This is a genomic window from Rhizobium sp. 0TCS1.26 (genome assembly GCF_050455525.1).
In the GTDB taxonomy this organism is placed as follows: domain Bacteria; phylum Pseudomonadota; class Alphaproteobacteria; order Rhizobiales; family Rhizobiaceae; genus Neorhizobium.
On sequence record NZ_JBCIYV010000001.1, the window covers coordinates 588,342 to 612,247 of the forward strand.

Below are 23,906 nucleotides of genomic sequence, written 5' to 3' on the forward strand. Positions count from 1 at the left end.
GGAGCAATGCGGCAATGCCGCTGGGGGCGGCTGAACGCGGCTTTTCCCTGCTAACGGAAGGCCGAATGGTCGATCCGGAACAGCCGCAGGCTGCCGGGCGGCCCGTCCGCCAGCGACACAAGACCCGGCCATCCGCCGCCCCGCGTCAGGACAGCAAACGGCGTGTCGTCGGCAATCTCCTCGACCAGCGGAAAACGGCAGAGCGCCAGGTAATCGAACGGCGCTGCGGCGTTCCGGCGAACGGCGCTGTCGGTGGACAGGAATGCCCGGTACATCCGCAGCATTCCGGGCGCTGCGCGATGGAAGGGGAGCGAGGCGATCGAGAACCCGGGCGGCAAACCGTCGAGCATCACCAGCCCCAGCGAACTTGGCGCCAGGATCCGGCCAGGCGGAAAATCCTGCAGAACAGACAGATCGGCAACGGGGCAGAGATCGACGGCCATGTAATCCAGCACATCGGGCAGGTAAGGCTCCGCCGGAACGAGACGCGACAGCAGGGTGCCGACCAGCAGGGTGAGCATGGCGGCCGCACCGGTGACCCTCGTCATCACCCGTGAGCCGGTTTTCACCTGAGCCCAAAGCGGAGGCAGGAACAGCAGCAGGCCGACCGCCGCAAATCGGATGAACCGGGTCTGGGCGAATGTCAGCAGCAACAGCGCCGTTGCCGCGCAGAAGATGATGAGGAAGGCAGCGTCTCGCTCCTTCAGCCGGTGCCGGAGGATGGGCACTGTACCGACCACGACGACCAGCAGCAGCCCGAGACTGACGATCTTGATCGTCTCGCCCACCCGATAGAAATCGAGGACGGAGTTTTCCTGCTGCACCCGGTCGAGCCACAGGCTGCGCACCAGCGGATCGATCATCCCGTAGGGCCCCTCGACGCAGGCGGGAAATGCAAGGATCAGCAGCAGAAGGATGCCGATGGCCGGAAGCGCCAGCGACAACAGCCGGATCAGGCGACGGCGGGAATACACACACCAGACCGAAATGGAGGTGACTGCCGCATATCCGAGAAATGCGGAAACATACGGTGCGGAGAGCGCATCGCATTCCGTTGACACCATGCGCGATGGTCCAATCAGCAGCAGGCCGGCGACCAGCGTTGCGCTCGCAATCCCGGCAGCCATCGACAGCTGCACGCTTCGGCTCGCTTTGACGTCAAAGATCCAGGCAAGGCCCGGGCCGACCATCAGGATCACCAGGACAGGCGCAAGTTCCAGCCCAATGGCGAATGATACCCCGCAGGCGGCACCCGCCAGGAACCCACCGAAGGCAGACCAGCGGGAGATCCCGTACAGCGCCAGCATCAGGATGACGATCTGCAGGTTGTGATGGTCGATCCGCCCCGGCATGAATTCCCAGAGCGTCAGCGGCATCAGCGCAAAGCTCGCAACGACATGCAGCGGCAGGACCCCGACCATCTTCCCCGCCACCCGGACGGCCGTCGCCACCCAGAGCCAGCAATAGGTGACGAGCAGTACCGGTTGCCAGAGCCGCAACGCCCACCAGAGGGCATTCTCCGGCGACATGACCGTCCGCAGGCCGAAGGTCAGCAGCACATACGGCAGGTCGACAAGCCGCGACCATGGCGACACGTAGGCGCCGGGCATGTCGATCCCGACGATCGTCAGGTCGAACCAGCGTCCATGCGCGAGAAACTGGCGGATCTGGATCGCCCGTAGCGCGTCGTCGACGTCGCGGTAGTAAAACCGACCATCGAAAAGATCGAAGCAAAGAACGGCGACGGCGGTTATTAAGGCCGCGAGAAAGAGCGGCGAGCGCCGTCCCTCCCGGGCAGCAAAGGATGCATCCGCAGGCTGAGATTTCATGCAATCACTCCCGCGCAACCCGCAGGCGCCTCGATCGCCCGGCCCCGACCGGCCCCGACCGGCCCGACCGGCAGCTTTAGCAGCAAAGCTCTGCCAATCCATTAAATGCGGTAGAACCCGTTGCTTCTTGTGCCGCGGCTGGGCACAAATCCCGTGAAGGTTCGGCGGGAGACGGCCGCAAGGAGAAACCATGTTCGAAATACCCGAGACGGTGCAGAGCCCGACCGGCGCTGTCCTTTCGCTGCGCCGTCAGCCGGCCGATGGCGCCGCCCGCGCCGTCCTGCAGATCTGCCACGGGCTGGCCGAGCACAGCGGTCGCTACCGGCGCTTTGCGCAATTCATGGCCGGACACGGCTTTGCGGTCTACGCCCACGACCACCGCGGCCACGGCCTGACGCGCGCCCCCGATGCCGTCCAGGGACGCTTCGCCTCGCGCGACGGTGTCGACAAGGTGATCGCCGACGTGAAGGCGATCACCGACCTTGCGGCACTTGCTCATCCCGGCCTGCCGATCCTGCTGTTCGGCCACTCGATGGGGGGCCTGATCGCCCTCAACACCGCCGTCAGCCATCCACGCACCTACGCCGCACTGGCGATCTGGAACGCAAACTTTGCGGTGGGCCTCATGGGACGGGCAGCGCAGGCGGTGCTGAAGACCGAGCGGGCGCTGAAGGGTTCGGACGTGCCGAGCACGATCCTGCCGAAGCTGACCTTCGACACCTGGGGCCGTTCGATGCCTGATGCCAGGAGCCAGGCCGACTGGCTGAGCCGCGACCGGGCGGAGGTCGAAGCCTATGAGGCGGACCCGCTCTGCGGCTTCGACATCAGCGTCTCGATGTGGCTGGACGTCTTCGCGATGACGTTCCGCGGCATGGCTCCGGATCTCCTGTCACGGCTGAGCAAGGATATGCCGTTTCACCTGGTCGGCGGCGGGCAGGACCCCGCCACCGATGGCGGCAAGGCAATCTCGTGGCTGTCGCATCGCCTCGCCGAGCGTGGCCAGTCGCGCGTCACCAAGCGCATCTATACGGAGATGCGCCACGAGACGCTGAACGAGATCGGTCGCGAGGCGGCAATGGCGGAGTTCGCCGAGTGGGCCATGGCGGCGCTGGCGCTCGGCCAACTTTCACCGGCGACCGGTGAAGGCGGGCTGGAATGACATCATGACAATTAATCATGTGCCGGACGGCACGGCTGAGGCTATGACAAGACGCAGGGCATAGAAGCACGGCGCGAGGAAAATGGCGGGCGAGAGCGGTAAGAAGGCACCACTGGACGGCATTCGCGTCATCGAACTGGCGCGCGTCCTGGCGGGGCCGTGGGCCGGGCAGATGCTCGCCGATCTGGGTGCCGACGTCATCAAGATCGAGAACCCGCAGGGCGGGGACGATACCCGCGCCTGGGGGCCGCCCTTCGTCGAAAGCGACGGCGGAGAGAACCTCTCGGCCGCCTATTATCATTCCACCAATCGTGGCAAGCGCTCCGTCGCGGTCGATTTTTCGACGCCGGAGGGCCAGGAGATCGTTCGTCGGCTGGTTGCCGGTGCCGATGTGCTGATCGAGAACTTCAAGCTCGGCGGGCTGAAGAAATACGGCCTCGACTACGAGAGCCTGAAAGCCATCAACCCGAAGCTGGTCTACTGCTCGATCACCGGCTTCGGCCAGGACGGGCCCTATGCGGCGCTCGCCGGCTACGACTACATCGTCCAGGGCATGTCCGGCTTCATGTCGGTGACCGGCGCGCCGGACGGCGAACCGATGAAGGCGGGCGTGGCAATCGCCGATATCTTCACCGGCATCTATGCCGTAACCGCCATCCAGGCAGCCCTCATCCACGTGATGAAGACCGGCCAGGGCCAGCAGGTGGACATGGCGCTGCTCGACGTCATGTCGGCGGTGCTTGCCAACCAGAACATGAACTACCTGATCTCCGGCACGCCACCGGTGCGGCTCGGCAATGCCCATCCCAATATCAGTCCCTATGAGGTCGTGCCGACTGCCGACGGCTACCTGATCCTTGCTGTCGGCAATGACGGCCAGTTCCGCCGCCTCTGCGCGATCCTCGAGCTTGCCGCCATGGCGGACGACGAACGATTTGCGACCAACAGGGCGCGCGTCGCCAATCGCGATGCGGTGCGGGCTGCTGTGACCGCCGAGACGGTCCGCTGGACGAAGGCCGACCTGCTTGCCGCCTGCGGCGAGAACGCCGTTCCGGCCGGCCCGATCAACTCGATCGCCGAGATGTTTGAGGATCCGCAGATTGTCGCGCGCCAACTGAGGATCGACCTGCCGGCGGCCGACGGTACTTCCATTGCGGGCGTGCGCACGCCCATCGTCCTTTCCGAGACGCCCCTCTCCTACCATCGCCCGAGCCCGGCGCTTGGCGAGCACACGGCAGAGGTTCTCGCGGAACTCGAACATACCGAACAGAAAAGGCAGACCTCATGAAGACCGGTGGTCAACTCATCGTCGACGCCCTGAAGGCGAACGGCGTCAAGCGCGTGTCCTGCGTCCCGGGCGAAAGCTACCTCGCGGTTCTCGATGCGCTGTATGACAGCCAGATCGACGTGCTGGTCTGCCGCCAGGAAGGCGGCGCGGCGATGATGGCCGATTGCTGGGGACGCCTGACCGGCGAGCCCGGCATCTGCATGGTAACCCGCGGGCCTGGCGCAACCAACGCCTCCGCCGGCCTGCATGTCGCCATGCAGGATTCCATCCCGATGATCCTGTTCATCGGCCAGGTCCAGCGCGATGCCCGCGAACGCGAGGCCTTCCAGGAGGTCGAATACCGCCGCGCCTTCACCGAATTTGCCAAATGGGTGGGCGAGATCGACGATGCCCGCCGCATTCCCGAGTTCGTCACCCGCGCCTTTGCCGTCGCCACCTCCGGCAGACCGGGCCCTGTCGTGCTGACGCTGCCCGAGGACATGCTGGTCGATGAAGTCGAGGCACCGGAAGCCCGTCACTACACGCCGGTCGAAAGCCATCCGGGCGCAAGCCAGGTGGCAGCATTCGCAGACATGCTGCGCGAGGCGCGCCGGCCGATGTTCATCCTCGGCGGCACCCGCTGGAGCGAACAGGCGGTTGCCGACATCCGCGATTTTGCCGAACGCTTCCACGTGCCGGTCGGCTGCTCCTTCCGCCGCCAGATGCTCTTCGATCACCTGCACACCTGCTATGCGGGCGATGTCGGCATCGGCATCAATCCGGCGCTCGCCTCCGAGATCAAGGACAGCGACCTGATCGTGCTGATCGGCGCCCGCATGTCGGAAATGCCGTCGTCCGGCTATACGCTTCTCGACATTCCCTACCCGTCGCAGAAGATGGTCCACGTCTACCCGGATCCGGAAGAGCTCGGCCGCATCTACCGCCCGGACCTGGCAATCTGCGCGGGACCAGCCGAATTCGTTGCAGCGCTGCGCGACCTGGAGCCGCCGGCCTGGCCGGTCTGGGCCGAACGCTCGGCTACCATGCACGATGCCTATCTGAAATGGTCGACGCCGCCGAAGACCGGCCCGGGCGAGGTACAGATGGGCCCGATTATGGACTGGATCGAGGAGAACACGCCGAAGGACGCGATCTTCACCAATGGCGCCGGCAACTATGCCACCTGGCTACACCGCTTCCACCGTTTCCAGGCCTACAACACGCAGGCCGCCCCGACATCCGGCTCGATGGGCTACGGCCTACCGGCAGCGGTCGCTGCCAAACAGCTGTTCCCGGAGCGCGAGGTCGTGTGCTTTGCCGGCGACGGCTGCTTCATGATGCACGGCCAGGAGTTCATCACGGCCGTCCGCTACAAGCTGCCGATCATCACCGTTCTGGTCAACAACGGAACGTACGGCACGATCCGCATGCATCAGGAGCGTGAGTATCCGGGCCGCGTGAGCGCCACCGACCTCGTCAACCCCGATTTCGTCGCCTTCGCACATGCCTATGGAGGCCATGGCGAGCGGGTCGAGAAGACGGCCGATTTCGGCGCCGCCTACGAGCGCGCCCGGGCTTCCGGTAAGCCGTCGATCATCGAGGTGATGCTCGATCCGGAAGCCATCACGCCGACGAGGACGCTGAGCCAGATCCGCGATCGGTCGTAGAAGGTGCCTGGAAGAGGACCGCTCAACCCGCATGAGCGGTCTTCTTCGCCAGGGCCATCCCGTCCCCGCAGCCGACCCTAGTCCTGCAATGCCCAGTCCGCTGCTTCCCAGCGCATCTGCCCGCGATCGGCGACGACGCGGCCGAGCCCTGGGAACGGCATATGCGTTGCGGCGATGAGTGCGCCTTCCGCAGCCGCGCGAGGAAAGAAACGGTCGCGCATCGCCTTGGCCGCCGCCGGGTCCTGTTCGAACAGGAAAAACACGTCCGTCGCTCGGGGATGCACGACCGGGAAGATCATGTCCGAGACCATGATCAGGCTCTGGCCTGCATCTTCGATCCGCACGCCGATATGGCCGGGTGTATGGCCGGTAAGGTCGACGATGGAAACGCCTGGCATGATCTGACGCTCGCCGTCCATCGCCTGGAGTTTGGGATAGAGGCGCACCACCTCCTCCGCCATCTGAAAGCTAGTCTGAAGATAGTCGGGTGCGCCGCTGCGTTTGGCTGGGTCGGTCCAATGCTTCACGTCGCGGCGATCGATGTACACCTCGGCATTGGGGTAGTTGTTCTTGCCTCCGACGATCAGGCCGCCCATGTGGTCCTGATGCATATGCGTCACGATCACGGCGTCGATCTGGTCGCGCTGCAACCCGACCGCTGCGAGCGCCTTCGGCAGCTCGCCCGTCTGCCCGATAGAGCCTGCTGGACCGGCGTCGATCAGGATGCGACGCTCGCCGTCCTCGACAAGATACTGGTTGAAGAGAAACCGCACGCCACTCGGCCGAGCGGTGAACTGCGCGATAGCTGCCTTCTCTACATCGGCCGGGGAGCGTCCCGGAAAATAGCCGTACGGCATATCCGCATATCCATCGGTCAACGCAGTCACCGTGAAGCGACCGATGCGTACCTGCGCCAACGGCGTAACACTGACCGGCGTCCTCCCGGCATCCTGGGTGGCGGCAAGGGCGGTCGGGCTATCGAACAAGCTTCCGGCAAGAAGGCTGCCTCCGGCGAGACCCAGAGGAAGGGCGCCGGCAAAGGCGCGACGTGAGAGTTTCAGCATGTCGTCTTCCTCAGGATCAGTGGAAATAGGAAGAGCCGGTTGGCATCTTCGGGACGACGTGGACGCTATAATATCCATATCCGATCGTGTATCCTGCCATTCTGGGAACTCCATTTCCAATTTCCGGAAGGATCAGATGGATCGGTTTGAATCGCTGTCGGTCCTGCTCGCGGTCGTCGATGCCGGCAGCCTTTCGGCCGGGGCGCGGCGATTGCGTGCACCGCTCGCCACGATCAGCCGCAAGGTCGCCGACCTCGAAAAGCACCTTGGCGTCCGCCTCCTCCTGCGCACCCGCCGTGGTCTCGCCCTGACGGATGAGGGTCGCGCGTTTGTCGCCGCATCCCGGCGTATCCTGGCTGAACTGGACGCGGCGGAGCGGCAGGCCAGTGGCGATTACGGTGCACTGCGCGGCGGTCTGCATGTGACTGCACCCATCGCCTTCGGCGAGCGCCACCTGCTGCCGATCGCAATGGAATTTCTCAAGGAGCAACCCGAGATCAATCTGCGCCTGACACTGGCCGATCGGCAGCTCAACCTGGCGGATGAGCGCGTCGATGTGGCTCTGCGTATCGGCCATTTGGCGGACAGCGCGCTGATCGCGACGCGCCTCGGTACGGTTCGGCGGGTCATCTGTGCAAGCCCCGAATACCTCTCCCGCCGAGGGATGCTGCATCAGCCGGAAGACCTCGTGATGCATGATGGCATCAGCTTCCAAGGCTTCGCGACCGCTCCCGAATGGCGCTACCGCCGAGACGGCGCCGCCTTCTCCATCGAGCCTCGCGCGAAACTCGCGGTCAACACGACGGAGGCTGCGATTCAGGCTGCCCTGGCCGGTATCGGCGTCATCCGCGTGCTCTCCTACCAGATCTCCGACCACTTGCGATCCGGTGCGCTACAGGAATTGCTGACGGAGTTCGCTCCCGAACCGCTGCCGGTGAATGTCGTTCACGGGCTAGCGGCCAACCTGCCGCCGAAGGTGCGGTGCTTCCTCGACTGGATAGCACCCCGCCTGCGCGCCGCGATGGCGGAGTAGCCTGGAGGGCAACGGGGAGCGCGCTAGCCGGTGCAAAGAGCTTGCGTCCCGGCTTGGGAAGCAGGGACAGCCGGCGTCTAGGAAGCCCGCTCTCATCGCCCGCTCCACCCGCTCACCGATCCGATCGAGAGAACAAAAAAACCGCCCGAAGCCTGGCGGCCGCGGGCGGTACTGATACTCGCTGATCTGTTGGCCCGTCGGCTCAGAGAGCGGCGGTAACGATGAACTCGACCTTGTAGTCCGGCGTCGCGAGTGCCGCTTCGCTGGTGGCGCGGGCCGGCGGGTTCGCCGGGTCGATCCAGCCTTCCCAGACAGCGTTCATTTCGCCGAAGGTCGACATGTCGGAGAGGTAGATGATCGTCTGCAGGATCTTAGACTTGTCGGAGCCGGCAGCGACCAGCAGCCGCTCGACTTCGGCGAGCGCCGAGGTCGACTGTTCCGTCACCGACGTTCCCTCACCGACCTGGCCGGCCAGATAGACGGTGTTGCCGTGGACGACGGCGCCGCTCATGCGCTTGCCGGGTTCGATACGCTTGATGCTCATGGAGATGCTCCTCATGAATGAGCTGATACTGAAACCGCAGGCGGTTCCGTGGGAAAGGGTCGAGTGTCAGCCGCGCAGGTGCTGGCTCTTCTCGTAGATCGCCGTGGAGCGGGCGCCGGAGCGGCAGTAGCCGAGCATCGGGCGGGGGAACTCGTCGAGAGCGTCGACCATGCCGCGTACCGCATCTTCATCGACACCCATCCGGCCAACCGGAATATGGGCGATATCGAGCCCCAATTCCTCGGCACGGGCGGAAATCTCGGCGAACGAAGGCTGGCCGGGCTCCTCCTCGTCCGGACGGTTGCAGACGATCGACTTGAACCCCATGGCCTTGATCTGATCGAGATCCGCAACGGTAATCTGTCCGGTGACGGCGTATTCGTCGTTGATCTGGCGGATGTCCATGGCGTGGCCTTTCGGAACGGTCAAAACAGGGGTCTTCACTTACGATGGCAGCCGGATTGCGTCAATGCGGCGCGGCCTTTGCTGGCACCGGCGATGTCTCGGGCATATATCAGACGAAGCAGAAGCGCAGGCTGTATTCGGCGCTCTCGCCGGGCTTCAGCATCTTCAGTTCGCCCGACTTCTTCAGCTCTTCGCGCGACACCCAGCGATGCGACACCGGCTCGATGCCGAGCACATGCGCCGGAGCCTTCTGGTTGCGCCAGACCTGCAGGTGCGGCAAGCCGTCGGTGCGGAACCGGACCTTGAGTGTGACGCCACCAAGCGCCGCGATCGGCCCGAGCATCACCTCGGCCCATTCCTCGCCGGGCACGGCCGCCGGAACGCAGAAAACACCGCCTGGCTCCTCGCCGAAATTCCACGGGAGACCGCCCCCCTCGAGCATCTTGCCGGACAGGCGCACATGATCGTCGAACAGCCAGGCGCCGATGTTCATGTGGTACATGTGGACCCGGGCGAACGGCGTGGCGCCGACATTGATCACCCGGTCGGAAAGGCAGACCTCGCCGCTCGACCCGTCGATACGCCAGTGCCGTTCGAGAACCGCCTGCCCGCCATCTGCGGTATCGACCGGGATGCGCGCCTTGCATTCAGCGTCCTCTCCTTGCGCATCCCAGAACAAGATTTCTGCCGGATGCGCGGAAAAGGATCCGTGCAGCGGATAGCGCCGCCCCTGGGAATCGGCGTGGATCGGCTCGGGATGACGAATATGGTCGGGCCCGCAGGTGAACAGGAAGCCCTCCAGCGAGTGATCGATTCGCGGATCGCCATCGTCGGGAATGGCGCGCCCGGGGGCGATGTCCGTTCCATTGACGATCATGCTGCCGATATCGAGAACGCTGCTCGGATCGAGGAAAAGCTTAGGGCCTTGGGCCGCCATCAGTGCCTTCAAGCATCACCTCCACGGTTCCGGGCTTGCTGCAGCCCTCACGAACCCACACATTAAGGCTTCGTTCACCATAACTTTCTATTTTTCCACACTGGCGTCAAAATTCGACTGTCTGAGGAAAGCTGAAACGTTGGGAACGAGGCGGACAGACCGCCGTTACCTATTGAAACTGAAATCGGTGATATCGTGAAGTCCGCACTCCTGACAAGCATCAGCCTTTCTCTCGCACTGTCCGTAGCTCTGTCACAGCCGGTCGCTGCGCAGGGCGCCTATGGCGGCTACGGCGGGCAACCGATCCTCGTGGCACCCGATGGCGCCATCCTCGATTATGTGCCGGAAGCCGGCCAGGTGGTCATCAGCCGCGACCAGATGGGTCGCCGCACGCTGCTGGACCACTATGGCAACCTGATCGCCACGGAAATGCGCGGCGACGCCTATCGGCCAAACGACGGCTATGCATCACGGCCGCAGGCTCCCTACCCTGCTGCCCCCCGTTACGACGACCAGGCAAATGGCGCCGTACGCGACTATCGGCAGTTCCGCGACGGGGATCCCGCCGACGTGACGAGCGGCATTCCGCGCGACGGGGCAATCGAGCGCCTGCCGCTCGATGCCGACGGCGGCTTCATGGACGACAGCCAGCAGGAAGCAGCTCTCGAGCCCAGCCAGCCGGCGCTACCGCAGCCGAACCTCGTGCCGCGGACCAATCAGCAGGTAATCTCGGTCACCAAGAAGCCCGAAGCCGAGATCGTCGCGCTGCAAGTCTATCTCGACCGCCAGGGCATTTCGCCCGGCGTCATCGACGGCCACCTGGGCGACAACGTCAACAAGGCGGTCGCCGCCTGGCAGGAAATGAGCGGCGAGACGCTCGACCCGAACAATTCCGAAGACATCATGCAACGGCTGTCCTATTCCGGCGGCCTGCCGATCGTCGATTACACGATCACCCCTGCCGATGCGGCCGGTCCGTATGTCGCCTCGATCCCCGAGGACTATGCCCACAAGGCGCAGCTGCCGGCGATGTCCTTCACCTCGACGACCGAGGCGCTCGCCGAACGTTTCCACATGGATGAGGGATACCTCAAGGCGCTCAACCCGAACGCCGATTTCACCGTTCCGGGCACAACGATCAAGGTCGTCGTGCCGGGCGAACCGAAGACCGGTGAAGTCGTGCGGATCGTCGCTGACAAGAGCCGCGAGCAGGTGTTCGCCTATGGCTCCGACGGCAAGCTGGTAAGCGCCTACCCGGCGACCATCGGCTCGTCCGACACCCCGTCGCCGACCGGAACCCATACGGTGCAGCGCATTGCCCTCAACCCGGGCTATACCTACAACCCAAAGATCAATTTCCAGCAGGGCTCCAACGACAAGATCCTGCAGATCCCGCCGGGTCCGAACGGACCTGTCGGCACGGTCTGGATCGCCCTGTCGAAGCCGACCTACGGCATCCACGGGACGCCTGAACCGTCGAAGATCGGCAAGACCAACAGCCATGGCTGCATTCGACTGACGAACTGGGACGCCACCGAGCTTGCCAAGATGGTCAAGCCCGGCACCGTCGTCGAGTTCGTCGATTGATCCTCAGCCGAGCATGACGACAAGAGAAAGGGCGCCCTCACGGCGCCCTTTCTCGTTTCCCGATCTTGGCTGCGGGTCAGGCCGCAGCGCGCCTGAAGTTGAGGATGCGCGGCGCTCCCGAGCGGATGATGCGAACCGGCATCAGCCGCTTGACCTCGTCTGCCAGGGCGCGGGCGTTGTCGCGCGCCTTGTCGAGGTTGGAGACTTTCGCCGGATCCAGCGAATACAGCGTGCCGCCGACTTCGAAGAGTTCGCGGAAGGCCGTACGCTCGTTGATCGGCGTGTTGAGAACGTTGACGCCCCGCTGCGCCAGGAGCCCCTTGATCGCCACCAGCGACCGCGTCGTCACCATCGGCGCGACGCGCGTCAGCACCACCGAATGGGCGATCGCCAGCCCCGCACGCTCCTTCATCATCGCCAGCAGGTCGAGGATCTGCGCCGCGCCCTTGGCGTCCATGGCCGAGCCCTGCACCGGGATCATCACGTGATCCGAAAGCCCGATGGCCGTCGTCACCATCGCGTCGCGGGCACCGGCCAGGTCGATGATCAGGTAATCGGAGGTGGCCGCCGCCTCGCGCAGATGACATTGCAGCGACGCGACGGTAACCTCCGTGATGATGGTGATGTTGCGCACCGCGCCGGACATCTCGTGCCACTGGCTGATCCAGCGCTGCGGATCGGCATCGATCAGCGTCACCCTGTGTCCCTGATGAGCAAGCTCGGTCGCGAGCAGCAGCGCCGCAGTGGTCTTGCCGGCTCCACCCTTGGCGTTCGCGAATGAAATGACTGGCATTATCTGTCCTTGAGGAGAATGGAGCCGCATCGCTCGGTATGCACCGCAGATCATGGTGCTGATGGCTCGATCCTGCTCAAACAGGGTTAACGGTTCGTAAATCGGCACTCCGTCGATATGACCCGGAAGTTCTTGGAGCGCGCCGTCGACCATGATTCGGAGAGGGTGCGCCGTATGACGACGCGCCCTCAAGGTGGGCTCAGAAGCAGTCGCGGAACAGCTGCTTCGTGTTTTCCAGGGTCATGGCGACCGGGTTGCCACCGCAGGACGGATCCTCCAGCGCCATCGCCGCCAGTTCGTCGATGCGATCGGGCTCTATACCCATCGCCGACAGGGTCTGCGGCACATGCAGTTCGGCCCGCAGCGACAGGACGTAGTCGTAGAAGCCGTCAAACCCGCCTGAGATGCCAAGATAGGCTGCGGCGCGCTCGATCTTCGCCTCGATCGCCGACCGGTTGAACCTCAGGACCGGCGGCATCACCACCGCATTGGTCATCCCGTGATGCGTATTGTAGACGGCGCCGATCGGGTGCGACAGCGCATGGATGGCGCCGAGCCCCTTCTGGAAGGCAACAGCGCCCATGGCAGCCGCCGCCATCATGTTGGTGCGCGCCTCGAGGTCATTGGACTCGTGATAGGCGCGCGGCAGGAACTCCTTGACCAGCCGCATGCCTTCCAGCGCAATCCCCTGGCTCATCGGGTGGAAGAACGGCGAGCAATAGGCTTCCAGGCAATGGGCGAAGGCATCCATGCCAGTGCCGGCGGTGATCACCTTCGGCATGCCCATGGTCAGTTCCGGATCGCAGATGACCACGCCCGGCAGGAACTTGGGATGGAAGATGATCTTCTTCACATGCGTCTGCGAGTTGGTGATGACCGAGGCGCGGCCGACTTCCGAGCCCGTGCCGGCAGTGGTGGGCACCGCGACGATCGGCGCGATGCCGTCGCTATTGGCCCGCGTCCACCAGTCGCCGACATCCTCGAAATCCCAGACCGGCCGCGTCTGCCCGACCATGAAAGCAACGCACTTGCCGAGATCGAGGCCGGAACCGCCACCGAAGGCGACGACGCCGTCGTGGCCGCCGTCGCGATAGGCCTGGATGCCAGCCTCGAGGTTCTTCTCGTTCGGATTGGGATCGACGTCGGCAAAGATCGCGCGGCCGAGACCGGCTGCTTCCAGCACCTCCAGCGCGCCGAGCGTGATCGCCATATTGGCCAGACCGCGATCGGTCACCAGCAGCGGCTTCTTCATACCGAGCGACTTGCAGGCCTCGGCGAGCTCCTTGATGCGGCCGCGGCCCAGCTTGACGGCGGTCGGATAGCTCCAGTTGGCGGTGATGTTCATGGGTTCAGGCTTTCTTCAGGTGATAGGATTTCGGGCGCGTCAGGTTGTGGAAGCCGAGCGTCGACAGCGAACCGCCGCGGCCGGTCTGCTTGACGCCGGTCCAGACCAGCGCCGGATCGAGGTAGTCGGCCCGGTTCATGAACACGGTGCCGGTTTCCAGTTCGGCGCCCAGTTGCGACGCGCGCTCCTCGTCGGCCGTCCACAGCGATACGGTCAGCCCGTATTTGCAGTCGTTCATCAGCGACAGCGCTTCCTCATCCGATCTGACCTTCATGATGCCGACCGCCGGACCGAAGGTCTCCTCGCGCATGAACTCCATGGAGTGGTCGACATCGACCAGCACCTGCGGCATCAGATAGGCACCGCCGTCGTCCTGCGGAAAGAGCTTCGGATCGATGAGCGCTTTCGCACCCCTGGAGACTGCATCGGCCACCTGATCGCGCACCGTCTTGGCGAACCGCGCATTGGCCATCGGCCCGAGCGTCGTCTCCTGCTCCAGCGGATTGCCGAGCTTGTAGTTGGAAACCCAGGCGACGGACTTCTCGACGAAGGCGTCGTAGAGGCTCTCGTGCACGTAGATGCGCTCGATGCCGCAGCAGCATTGGCCGGAGTTGAAGGTGGCGCCGTCCATCAGCGTGTCGACAGCGGCGTCGAGGTCGGCATCCTCCATCACATAGCCGGGATCCTTGCCGCCCAGTTCGAGGCCGATGCCGGTAAAGGTGCCGGCGGCAGCGCGTTCGACGGCACGGCCACCCTGAACCGATCCGGTGAAGTTGATGAAGTCGAACGATCCGGCAGCAATCAGCTTCTCGGTCGTCGCGTGATCGAGGAAGAGGTTCTGGAATACGTCTTCCGGCACGCCGGCCTCGACAAAGGCCCGCACCATCCGCTCGCCGACCAGCAGCGTCTGCGCCGCGTGCTTGATGACAACCGTGTTGCCCGCCATCAGCGCCGGCGCCACAGTGTTGATCGCCGTCATGTACGGGTAGTTCCAGGGCGCGATGACCAGCACGACGCCGTGCGGCTGACGCTCGATGCGACGGGTGAAGGCGCTGCTGTTCTCGATCTCGATGGGCGCCAGCGCATCGGCGGCGATAGACGCGACATAGTTTGAGCGCTCGTTGAAGCCGCGAAACTCGCCGCCATAGCGGATCGGCCGGCCCATCATCCAGGCAAGTTCCGGCACGACCTCATCGGTCATCTCGTTGAGGCGCGCGACGCCCTTCATCACCAGTTGGACGCGCTCGTCGAGCGGCCGCCTGGCCCAGGCTTTCTGCGCCTTCTTTGCCCTCGCCACAGCGTCTGCGGCAGGCTCGAAAGCCATCGCCGGCCGTTCGGCGTACACCGACCCGTCTATCGGCGAGATACATTGTAGCATCGACATGTCAGTCTCCAGTCAGAGCCTGCTAGCAGGCGAGTGTCTTCACGTGACCCTGCCCGCCGTAGTCGAGGATGGCGCGGTCGCGTGTGATGATGGTCAGGTCGTGTTGGCGGGCGGTGGCGATGAGGATGCGATCCGCAGGGTCGTTGTGGATTGGCGTCGGAAGAAAAGACGAAGCCACCAGGATTTCCGGCGTGACAGCCAAGATATCTGCCCTGGATTGACCGACAAAATCCTGAAACCAGACGAGCGAATTCTTAGTCGTGGGCAGTCTCCCCTTGGATACCAGCATTCCTATCTCCCAGGCCGACATCGCCGAAACATAGAGAGTAGACTGCTTCGAGGTCAGTATTGACGCTGATCGCTGCGTTATCGGTCCGAACTGAGTGATCCAGATCATCGCACATGTGTCGATCAGATAGGCATCAGTCATCTTCGTAGACTTTGCCCCAATCCGGATCGGCAGGTGCTGTGAGATCCAGATCATCGGGAATCGTCATTGTCCCTTTCATGCAACCAAACATCGGATGAAGCTCTAGCAGTTCACCGCCTTCGGTCTCCATCCAGCGCTTGCCCTCCCGGTAGATGACATCAGCCTCTGTGAACATCTTCTGCCCTGATGGCTGTGGCGATTCTGCTATTGCCTCGGCGTCGTATGGCTGCTGCTTGTCCTCGCCGAAACCGGCAATCCCTCCTCGCCTTTTCTGCGCTACATCATCCAGGGCAACCCTCAGAAACACCGCAATTTGGTCCTGCTCGTCCGCGCTCATCTTGCGTTCGCCATTCAACATGCGTGAGACTGCGCTTGGGTCCAGCCGCATGAACCGCGCCAGGTCGCGCAGCGATGCGCCCCTGTCGGCAAGTTTCTGATGGAACCAGGCACTGTCAATGCTGGCCACTGTAACCTCCTGATCGCTTCATGATCAGCCGGCAAAATAGCACGATGCGAAGAGGTCAACAACGAACTGGCATCCGTTGCGATTATCTCACGCTCTTTCGAACCCGCGCGCCACCTCCCAATCGGTTACCCGGCGATCATACTCTTCCTGCTCCCACTCCGCAGCGCGAACGTAATGGTCGATGACGTCGTCGCCGAAGGCAGAGCGCAGCATGGCAGACCCCTTCAGCAGTTCCGTGGCGTGGCGCAGGGTTCGCGGGATTTCCTCAACGCCGCTGCGGCCATAGGCGTCGCCAACGAAGGCGGGGTCCAGCTCCATCTTCTTCTCGATACCCTCGATTCCGGCGGCAAGCAGTGCGGCCATCGCCAGATAGGGGTTGAGATCCGATCCGCCGATCCGGCATTCGATGCGGATGCCCTTGGTGCCTTCGCCGCACAGGCGGAAGCCTGCGGTGCGGTTGTCCTTGCTCCAGACGATCTTCGTCGGCGCAAAGGTGCCGGCGACGTATCGCTTGTACGAGTTGATGTAGGGCGCCAGAAAATAGGTGTACTCCGAGGCGTAGGTTAGAAGCCCGGCGACGTAGTGGCGCATCAGCTCGGACATGCCGTATTCGCCGTCCTTGTCGTGAAACAGCGAGGTCTTGCCGTCGAGGCTCCACAGCGACTGGTGGATATGCGACGACGAACCGGCGGCATTGTAGTGCCACTTGGCAAGGAACGTCACCGACTTGCCCTTCGACCAGGCGATCTCCTTCGTGGCGTTCTTGATGATCACGTGCCGGTCGGCCATGGTCAGCGCTTCGGCATAGCGGACGTTGATCTCCTCCTGGCCGGCGGAGGCTTCGCCCTTGGAGTTTTCGACCGGCACGCCGGCGGCCTGCAGGCCAATCCTGAGCGCCCGCATCACCTCTTCCTCCTTGGTGGTCTGGAAGATGTGGTAGTCCTCGTTATAGGCGCTGGCGAGCTTCAGGTTGCGATATCCGGCCTCGCGCGCCGCGTCGAACGTCTGGTCGAACAGGAAGAATTCGAGTTCGGTTGCCATGAAGGCGGAAAGCCCCATCGCCTCCAGGCGCGCCACCTGCTTCTTGAGAATGGCGCGGGGCGAATGCGGCACTTCCTCGTGCGTGTGATGGTCGAGCACGTCGCAGAGGACCAGTGCCGTGCCTTCAAGCCACGGCGTCTTGCGCAGTGTCGAGAGATCCGGCTTCATCGTGTAGTCGCCGTAACCGGTTTCCCAACTCGTCGCCTTGTAGCCGGAGACGGTCTCCATCTCGATGTCGGTCGCCAGCAGATAATTGCAGCTGTGCGTTTCCTTCCAGGCGCTGTCGACGAAATACTCCGCCTGGAAACGTTTTCCCATCAACCGCCCCTGCATGTCGATCTGGGCCGCGATGACCGTATCGATGCGCCCGGCGGCGACGTCTTTCTTCAGCTCGTCGAATGTGTAGGTGGATGCCATGAGAATACCCGCAAATGATGGAGAAGCGGCCCACCGATGCGGGCCGCACTGAGATTGCGTTCACTTGGCCGCAGCAGCGGCCGCCTGATGTTCAAGCGCGAACTCCTCTTCCGGCGACAGGATCAGCCGATGCCGGCCGACAAGCGCAAAGTAGGCGATCGCGACGGCGAACCAGACCAGCACCCAGAGCACGCCCTTGGTGAAGTTCGGATCCTGGACCTGGTAGAGCAGCGTCACAATGGCGATGATGATCGTCAGCACTGCGCCCGGGATGCCGAGCGGCGAGCGGAACGGACGCTCGATGTTCGGCAGGTTCCTGCGCAGCATGATGAACGAGATCGCCTGCATGATGTAGGAGAACATCGCGCCGAAGACCGCCATGTTGAGCAGCACGCTGCCGATGGCGCTGCCGCCGGCCTCGGCTCCGAGCGAGAACCAGATGACCAGCATCACGGCAAGTCCGACGACGGCGCCGGAGATCATCGCCACATGCGGCGTCTTGAACTTCGGATGGGTGACGGACAGTGCGGTCGGGAAATAGCCGGCCCGCGACAACGAGTAGATCTGCCGGCCCTGCGCGTAGAGGATCGTGTGGAAGCTGGCGATCAGGCCGGTCAGCGCCACGAGGCCGAGGAGCACCACGCCACCATCGCCGTAGACTGCCTTGAATCCATCAAGCAGCGGTTCGAGCGAGGTGCCGAGATGGAAGGATCCGACACCAGGCACCGACGGGTTGAGCAGCACGATCATGAATGCCGACACCATCAGCGTGATCATGCCGAGGATGATGCCGCGCGGCATGTCACGCTTCGGATCGACGGACTCTTCGGCGGCGAGCGGCAACTGCTCGATCGCCAGGAACAGCCACACGGCGAATGGCAGCGTCGCGAGCACGCCGGTGAAGCCGAAGGGGAACCACGACCCGTTGCCGTCCGGCAGTTCCATTGCCGCACCATCCGGCCCGACGCCGATGTTGAGTGCCCAGCGCGAGAAATCCATGCTTGGAATGGCGCTGATCCAGAAGAACACCAGCACCGCCAGCGAGATGACGGTGATCACCAGCGTCACCTTGAACGACAGTTCCAGCCCGTAGACGTTGAGGGCGAGGAACATCAGGTAGAAGACGATCCATACCAGCGGCGAATAGACCGGGTCGAGCCCGAGGATCGAGTTGATATAGGCGGTGATGAAGGTCACGATGACCGCCGGCGTCAGGACGTATTCGACGTTCTCGCAGAGCCCCGTGACAAACCCGCCCCAGGGTCCCATCGCCGTGCGGGCGAAGGAATAGGCAGCACCCGTGTGCGGCAGTGCCGGGCTCATCTCGGCGATCGAGAAGGTCAGCCCGAGATACATGACGGCGATGATGATGCCGGCCACCAGCATGCCGCCCCAGCCGCCGGTTGCAAAGCCGAAGTTCCATCCGGAAAAATGTCCGGAAATAACGGCGCCGACCCCCAGCGCCCAAAGCGACCAGACCCCGGCATAGCGCGAAAGTCCCCGTTTTTCGAAATAGCCAGCCTCAGCCTTCGTATAGCTGATCCCCGTGGAAGAATTGTCCATTGCCCTCTCTCCTGTTGATAGAAGAGGGCGACCGCGCCTTGCGCACGGCCTGCCCCAGACGGCACATCGGCCGGCGGTATTGCCGAAACGACGAGCCCAGCATGCACTGCTCCCTCGGGTCTTATCCTTGGCTCTGCTGCAGACTTTCCGTCAGCAGGCCTGAGAGAAAATCGGCCGCGACCCCCTGGCCGATCTCGTCTTCGATGAGGTCGTTTCGAACCTCGATCATGACGTTCAAGAGCCCGTGCGGCAGCGCCTGCCGCTCGAGCGTATGCGTGACCCCGTCCGCGGGTCCGTATGGCTGGTTGCGCTCCACACGGTAAAGCGATGTGTCGGCGGCAGCTGCCAGCATGCGGTCTGCCAGCCGGCTGTCTGTATCGTGCAGGATGCCGATCTCCACGGTCCGCGCCCTGCCAAAATAGACCGGGGTAAACGAGTGAACTGTAACGAGAACCGTTGACTGCCCGCGCGCCTGCCGCGCCAAAATTTCGGTCGCGATGCGGTTCTGGAAAGGGAAGTAGAGCGCCGCCGCGCGCTGCGCCTTGTCCGCCTCGCTCAGTTGCTCGTTCCCCGGAATGCGGAAGACTTCGCTGACCGGCCGGATGGCAGCCGGCGAATTCGGCGGCCGGTTGCAGTCGTAGACCAGGCGCGAGAACCGCTGATGGATCAGCACCGCGTCGAGCGCCTGCGACATCTTCTGCGCGACGGCGAGTGCTCCCGGATCCCAGGCGATATGCGAGGAGAGAGCGTCGTCCGAAAGGCCGAGCGTACCAAGCCGTTGCGGCATCCGCAGCGACGCGTGCTCGCAGACCAGCAGCACGCCACCCTGCCCTGCGGCATTGTCGACGGCGACGGGATCTCCGTCGGCAGGCGTCAGGAACTCGTTGGGTGCCAGCATCATCTTGTTCAGCGTCACGCTCCTGGAACAATAAGAAGAGAATTCTTCATGATGAACCGCCGGTCAACTGCATTCTGAAAGAATCTTTTCAGGATGTGGATTGACTCGTGGTGCTCGGCAATTGTTAACTTCTCCTCAATACCGGCAAAGACCGGAAGGGAACAGGACAGCTCGTGACGTCGCCATCGCACACAGTGCTGGAAGTGATCCGTCTGAACTACGACGGGCTGACGCCGGCTGAGCGGAAGCTGGCAGACAGCCTGCTGGACAATTATCCGGTGTCCGGCCTCGGCAGCATCACGGCAACGGCGGAGAATGCCGGCGTCTCGACGCCGACCGTCGCGCGCATGGTTCAGAAGCTCGGCTACAAGGGCTACCCCGAGTTCCAATCGCATCTGCACCAGGAGCTGGAAGCGACGATCTCCAACCCGATCGCCAAGCACGACCGCTGGGCGGCGGGCGCGCCGACCGCCCACATCCTCAACCGCTTTGCCGAGGCGATCACTGCCAACCTGCGCGATACGCTGTCGAGCCTCGACGTGAAGACCTTCGACGGTGCTGCCGATCTGCTGCGCGACGAGAAGCGCAGCCTGTACTTTGTCGGCGGCCGCATCACCGGGGCGCTTGCCGAATACTTCTTCACCCACATGCAGGTGATCCGGCCGAAGACCACGCTGATCTCGACCAACCGCAGTTCCTGGCCGCAATATCTGCTGAACATGAGTGCCGGGGACGTGCTGGTGATCTTCGACATCCGCCGCTACGAGCAGGAGCTTGCAACGCTGGCGGAAGCAGCGGCCGCCAACGGCGTGATCATCATTCTGTTCACCGATGTCTGGTCCTCACCGGTCGCCAGACATGCGCCACACGTCTTCAAGATCCGCATCGAGGCACCGTCCGCCTGGGACTCCTCGGTGGTCACCCTGTTCACCGTCGAGGCGCTGATAGAGGCGGTGCAGGCGGCGACCTGGGAGAAGACCCGAAAGCGGATGGATTCGCTGGAAAAACTCTTCGAACGCTCGCGGCTGTTTCGTCGGGCAGAACCGCCGGATCGCTCTAACTAGCGAGAATTCAAAGGGAATATCAACGAAGTCGACAATAAGCAGACCCGCAGATACCCGTTTTCGACTGTCACATGCCATTCATGAACTCGCTCTACGAGTCGCGCCACACACGGAACCCCAGGAGGACATCGTGATGACCAAGACCCATCGAATGCTATCCCTGACGACGGCGATCGTCGTTGCATCGACCAGCTTCGCCTTTGCCGAGCCGAGCGCCGAAATCGTCGCTGCTGCCAAGAAGGAAGGCATGCTGACCACCGTCGCCCTGCCCCACGACTGGTGCGGCTACGGCGAAGTGATCGCCGCCTTCAAGAAGAAGTATCCGGAGATCACCGTCAATGAACTGAACCCGGACGCCGGCTCAGCCGACGAAGTGGAAGCCATCAAGGCCAACAAGGACAACAAGGGCCCGCAGGCACCGGACGTCATCGACGTCGGTCTGGCCTTCGGTCCGCAGATGAAGGCCGAGGGCCTGCTGCAGCCCTACAAGGTCTCGACTTGGTCGGAGATCCCCGACAACGTCAAGGACGCCGAAGGCTACTGGTACGGCGACTATTACGGCGTCATGTCGCTGCTGGTGAACAAGGATCTGGTGAAGACCGTTCCGGCCGACTGGTCCGACCTGACGAAGCCGGAATACGCAGGACAGGTGGCGCTTGCCGGTGATCCGCGCGCGTCGAACCAGGCGATCCTCGGCGTGTTGGCAGCCGGCATGGCCGGCGGCGCGAAGGCTGGCAAGGAAGCCGGCGAAGCCGGTCTGAAGTATTTTGCCGAACTCAACAAGGCCGGCAACTTCGTTCCGGTCATCGGCAAGGCCGGCACGCTCGCCCAGGGCGCCACCCCGATCGTCGTCATGTGGGACTACAATGCCCTGTCCGCCAAGGACACGCTGGCCGGCAACCCGCCGGTTGAGGTCGTGGTTCCGAAGTCCGGCGTCCTCGCCGGCGTCTACGTGCAGGGCATTTCCGCCTACGCCCCGCATCCGAACGCTGCAAAGCTGTGGATGGAACACCTCTATTCGGACGAGGGCCAGGTCGGCTGGTTGAAGGGCTACTGCCACCCGATCCGTTTCAACGCCATGGCAAAGGCGGGCAAGATCCCGAAGGACCTGCTCGACAAGCTGCCGCCGGCCGCTTCCTACGAGAAGGCCTACTTCCCGACGCTCAAGGAAGTCGATGACAACAAGGCCGCCGTCACCGCTGCCTGGGACAAGGTCGTCGGCGCCAACGTCAAGTAATCCGCAGCAAAGACCCGCCGTCCCGGTTGCCATGACCGGGGCGGCGATGCACTCTGCGAAGAACAAGATCGTCGAACGGCGACGCAAGAGGGTTCGAGGGGAATGACGTTTCAGACACAAGCGGCCGCATCCGCGCCGCGGTTACGACGGCGCCTGCCCCTTCACTGGCTGGGCGTCTTGCCGTTTGCCGCGTTCGTCCTGCTGTTCCTCATCATGCCGACGATGAAGATCGTCATCGGCGCCTTCCAGCGCCCGGACGGCGGCTTTACCTTCGACAACGTCCTCAACCTGTTCACGCCGTCGATCCTCGGCGCCTACGGCATTTCGATCCGCATCAGCCTCGCTTCGTCCTTCTTCGGCTGCCTGATCGGCTTCGGCGTTTCTGCCGCCGTCGTGCTCGGCGATCTGCCGCGCTGGATCCGCGGCCCGATCATGACCTTCTCCGGTGTCGCGTCGAACTTCGCAGGCGTTCCGCTCGCCTTCGCCTTCCTGGCGACGCTGGGTCCTGTCGGCTTCCTGACGCTGTTTATCCAGACGCAGCTCGGCATCAACCTGCGCATGCTCGGCTTCAACCTGCTGTCCTTCTGGGGACTGACGATCACCTACCTGTTCTTCCAGATCCCGCTGATGATCCTCATCATCACCCCGGCACTCGACGGGCTGAAAAAGGAATGGCGGGAGGCCGCCTCGATCCTCGGTGCGACGAATGTCCAGTACTGGCGCATGGTGGCGCTGCCGATCCTGACACCGGCGCTGCTCGGCACCTTCGCGCTACTGTTTGCCAATGCATTCGGCGCAGTGGCGACCGCCATCGCCTTGACCGGCTCGTCGCTGAGCATCGTTCCCATCCTACTGTTCGCGCAGATCCGCGGCGACGTGCTCGGCGATCCGCATCTCGGCTATGCACTGGCCTTCGGCATGATCGTCGTCACCGGCTTTGCCAACGCGATCTACATCTGGCTGCGCACGCGCAGCGAAAGGTGGATGAAGTGAAGCGTCTCTGGGCCTGGCTGGCACTTTCCGTCGGCGTTTTGTATTTCATCCTGCCGCTGATCGGCATGACCAACTTCTCGCTGAAGATGCGTCGGGGCGAATACTCGTTCGACGCCTATGCGCGCGTCTTCGCCGACGACCGTTTTCGCGAGACCTTCTCCTATTCGGTGACGATGGCGCTGCTCACCATCGCCTTCGGCGTGCTGCTGGTGGTGCCGACGGCCTACTGGGTGCGGCTGAAGCTGCCGCACCTGCGGCCGTTCATCGAGTTCATCACGCTGATGCCGCTGGTCATCCCGGCGATCGTCATCGTCTTCGGCTATATCCGTCTCTACAACACGTCGAGCTGGCTGCCGCTGACCGGTTCGGCCTCGGGCACCAACGTGCTGCTGATGTTCGGCTATGCAACGCTCAGCCTGCCTTACATGTACCGGGCGGTCGACACCGGGCTTCGAACCATCGACGTCACAACGCTGACGGAAGCCGCCCAGAGCCTCGGCGCCAGCTGGTTCACCATCATCACCCGCATCATCCTGCCCAACGTCATCGTCGCGGTGCTGTCGGGAGCTTTCGTCACCTTTGCCATCGTCATCGGCGAATTCACCATGGCGGCGCTCCTCAACAAGCCGGCCTTCGGCCCATACATGCAGCTGCTCGGCGCCAACCGCGCCTACGAGCCGGCGGCGCTCGCCGTGATCGCATTCTTCATCACCTGGGCCTGCCTCGGATTGATGCAACTGGTCTCGCGGCTGCAGAAATCCACCCAGCGGCCGGTTTGAGGTC

22 protein-coding genes are annotated in these 23,906 nt (G+C 63.5%); 9 read left to right on the forward strand and 13 right to left on the reverse strand.

Annotated elements, in window-relative coordinates; genetic code table 11:
* Nucleotides 1-50: 50 nt before the first annotated feature.
* Nucleotides 51-1,829, reverse strand: coding sequence for a hypothetical protein (locus AAIH46_RS02840; protein ID WP_430304021.1), 1,779 nt, complete (start codon nucleotides 1,827-1,829; stop codon nucleotides 51-53).
* Nucleotides 1,830-2,019: 190 nt separating this feature from the next.
* Here AAIH46_RS02840 and AAIH46_RS02845 point away from each other — a divergent pair, with 190 nt between their 5' ends.
* The 3 genes from AAIH46_RS02845 (at nucleotide 2,020) to AAIH46_RS02855 (ending at nucleotide 5,922) form a co-directional block, all read left to right on the forward strand.
* Nucleotides 2,020-2,988 carry an alpha/beta fold hydrolase gene (locus tag AAIH46_RS02845; protein WP_430304022.1) on the forward strand — a complete coding sequence of 323 codons (969 nt, stop codon included), beginning with the start codon at nucleotides 2,020-2,022 and terminating at the stop codon, nucleotides 2,986-2,988.
* A gap of 82 nt (nucleotides 2,989-3,070) precedes the next feature.
* Nucleotides 3,071-4,276, forward strand: coding sequence for a CaiB/BaiF CoA transferase family protein (locus AAIH46_RS02850; protein ID WP_430304023.1), 1,206 nt, complete (start codon nucleotides 3,071-3,073; stop codon nucleotides 4,274-4,276).
* Complete coding sequence (locus AAIH46_RS02855; protein ID WP_430304024.1) at nucleotides 4,273-5,922, forward strand: thiamine pyrophosphate-binding protein; 1,650 nt, start codon at nucleotides 4,273-4,275, stop codon at nucleotides 5,920-5,922. Before AAIH46_RS02850 ends, AAIH46_RS02855 begins: the two co-directional genes overlap by 4 nt.
* 77 nt (nucleotides 5,923-5,999) lie before the next feature.
* On the opposite strand, the gene AAIH46_RS02860 is transcribed toward AAIH46_RS02855, so the two are convergent.
* On the reverse strand, nucleotides 6,000-6,986 hold the full coding sequence (locus AAIH46_RS02860; protein WP_430304025.1) for an MBL fold metallo-hydrolase: 987 nt from the start codon (nucleotides 6,984-6,986) through the stop codon (nucleotides 6,000-6,002).
* A 136-nt stretch (nucleotides 6,987-7,122) separates the two neighbouring features.
* Between AAIH46_RS02860 and AAIH46_RS02865 the strand changes: the two genes are divergently transcribed.
* On the forward strand, nucleotides 7,123-8,019 hold the full coding sequence (locus AAIH46_RS02865) for a LysR substrate-binding domain-containing protein (RefSeq protein ID WP_430304026.1): 897 nt from the start codon (nucleotides 7,123-7,125) through the stop codon (nucleotides 8,017-8,019).
* A gap of 202 nt (nucleotides 8,020-8,221) precedes the next feature.
* Here AAIH46_RS02865 and AAIH46_RS02870 read toward each other — a convergent pair whose 3' ends face one another.
* From AAIH46_RS02870 to AAIH46_RS02880, 3 genes are all read right to left on the reverse strand, one after another.
* Nucleotides 8,222-8,563, reverse strand: coding sequence for a RidA family protein (locus AAIH46_RS02870; protein WP_430304027.1), 342 nt, complete (start codon nucleotides 8,561-8,563; stop codon nucleotides 8,222-8,224).
* 66 nt (nucleotides 8,564-8,629) lie between these two features.
* On the reverse strand, nucleotides 8,630-8,968 hold the full coding sequence (locus AAIH46_RS02875) for a TIGR01244 family sulfur transferase (protein ID WP_430304028.1): 339 nt from the start codon (nucleotides 8,966-8,968) through the stop codon (nucleotides 8,630-8,632).
* A gap of 109 nt (nucleotides 8,969-9,077) precedes the next feature.
* Nucleotides 9,078-9,905 carry a DUF4432 family protein gene (locus AAIH46_RS02880; RefSeq protein ID WP_430304978.1) on the reverse strand — a complete coding sequence of 276 codons (828 nt, stop codon included), beginning with the start codon at nucleotides 9,903-9,905 and terminating at the stop codon, nucleotides 9,078-9,080.
* A 195-nt stretch (nucleotides 9,906-10,100) separates the two neighbouring features.
* Here AAIH46_RS02880 and AAIH46_RS02885 point away from each other — a divergent pair, with 195 nt between their 5' ends.
* Nucleotides 10,101-11,492, forward strand: coding sequence for a L,D-transpeptidase family protein (locus AAIH46_RS02885; RefSeq protein WP_430304029.1), 1,392 nt, complete (start codon nucleotides 10,101-10,103; stop codon nucleotides 11,490-11,492).
* Between the two features lie 76 nt (nucleotides 11,493-11,568).
* Here the strand turns inward: AAIH46_RS02885 and AAIH46_RS02890 are convergent, their stop codons facing one another.
* From AAIH46_RS02890 to AAIH46_RS02925, 8 genes are all read right to left on the reverse strand, one after another.
* Nucleotides 11,569-12,285 (reverse strand): AAA family ATPase, encoded by a 717-nt coding sequence (locus AAIH46_RS02890; RefSeq protein WP_430304030.1) that lies wholly within the window; start codon nucleotides 12,283-12,285, stop codon nucleotides 11,569-11,571.
* A gap of 199 nt (nucleotides 12,286-12,484) precedes the next feature.
* On the reverse strand, nucleotides 12,485-13,630 hold the full coding sequence (locus AAIH46_RS02895) for an iron-containing alcohol dehydrogenase (protein ID WP_430304032.1): 1,146 nt from the start codon (nucleotides 13,628-13,630) through the stop codon (nucleotides 12,485-12,487).
* 4 nt (nucleotides 13,631-13,634) lie between these two features.
* On the reverse strand, nucleotides 13,635-15,014 hold the full coding sequence (locus tag AAIH46_RS02900) for an aldehyde dehydrogenase family protein (protein ID WP_430304033.1): 1,380 nt from the start codon (nucleotides 15,012-15,014) through the stop codon (nucleotides 13,635-13,637).
* A gap of 22 nt (nucleotides 15,015-15,036) precedes the next feature.
* The gene (locus AAIH46_RS02905; RefSeq protein WP_430304034.1) at nucleotides 15,037-15,498 is read right to left on the reverse strand and encodes a type II toxin-antitoxin system VapC family toxin; all 462 of its coding nucleotides are present in this window, start codon (nucleotides 15,496-15,498) and stop codon (nucleotides 15,037-15,039) included.
* The gene (locus AAIH46_RS02910; RefSeq protein ID WP_430304035.1) at nucleotides 15,437-15,910 is read right to left on the reverse strand and encodes a helix-turn-helix domain-containing protein; all 474 of its coding nucleotides are present in this window, start codon (nucleotides 15,908-15,910) and stop codon (nucleotides 15,437-15,439) included. Before AAIH46_RS02910 ends, AAIH46_RS02905 begins: the two co-directional genes overlap by 62 nt.
* A gap of 87 nt (nucleotides 15,911-15,997) precedes the next feature.
* The gene (locus tag AAIH46_RS02915; RefSeq protein ID WP_430304036.1) at nucleotides 15,998-17,368 is read right to left on the reverse strand and encodes a glutamine synthetase family protein; all 1,371 of its coding nucleotides are present in this window, start codon (nucleotides 17,366-17,368) and stop codon (nucleotides 15,998-16,000) included.
* Between the two features lie 60 nt (nucleotides 17,369-17,428).
* Nucleotides 17,429-18,931, reverse strand: a complete 1,503-nt coding sequence (locus AAIH46_RS02920; protein ID WP_430304037.1) for an amino acid permease — start codon at nucleotides 18,929-18,931, stop codon at nucleotides 17,429-17,431.
* 121 nt (nucleotides 18,932-19,052) lie between these two features.
* Complete coding sequence (locus tag AAIH46_RS02925; protein ID WP_430304979.1) at nucleotides 19,053-19,832, reverse strand: N-formylglutamate amidohydrolase; 780 nt, start codon at nucleotides 19,830-19,832, stop codon at nucleotides 19,053-19,055.
* A gap of 170 nt (nucleotides 19,833-20,002) precedes the next feature.
* On the opposite strand from AAIH46_RS02925, the gene AAIH46_RS02930 reads away from it, so the two are divergent.
* The 4 genes from AAIH46_RS02930 to AAIH46_RS02945 all read left to right on the forward strand — a co-directional run bounded on the left by AAIH46_RS02930 (nucleotide 20,003) and on the right by AAIH46_RS02945 (nucleotide 23,902).
* On the forward strand, nucleotides 20,003-20,893 hold the full coding sequence (locus tag AAIH46_RS02930) for a MurR/RpiR family transcriptional regulator (RefSeq protein WP_430304038.1): 891 nt from the start codon (nucleotides 20,003-20,005) through the stop codon (nucleotides 20,891-20,893).
* Between the two features lie 133 nt (nucleotides 20,894-21,026).
* Nucleotides 21,027-22,130: an ABC transporter substrate-binding protein gene (locus AAIH46_RS02935; RefSeq protein WP_430304039.1), complete on the forward strand. Its 1,104-nt coding sequence runs from the start codon at nucleotides 21,027-21,029 to the stop codon at nucleotides 22,128-22,130.
* A 102-nt stretch (nucleotides 22,131-22,232) separates the two neighbouring features.
* Nucleotides 22,233-23,123 carry an ABC transporter permease gene (locus AAIH46_RS02940; RefSeq protein ID WP_430304040.1) on the forward strand — a complete coding sequence of 297 codons (891 nt, stop codon included), beginning with the start codon at nucleotides 22,233-22,235 and terminating at the stop codon, nucleotides 23,121-23,123.
* Nucleotides 23,120-23,902, forward strand: coding sequence for an ABC transporter permease (locus AAIH46_RS02945; RefSeq protein ID WP_430304041.1), 783 nt, complete (start codon nucleotides 23,120-23,122; stop codon nucleotides 23,900-23,902). The genes AAIH46_RS02940 and AAIH46_RS02945 overlap by 4 nt, the downstream gene beginning before the upstream one ends.
* Nucleotides 23,903-23,906: the final 4 nt, after the last annotated feature.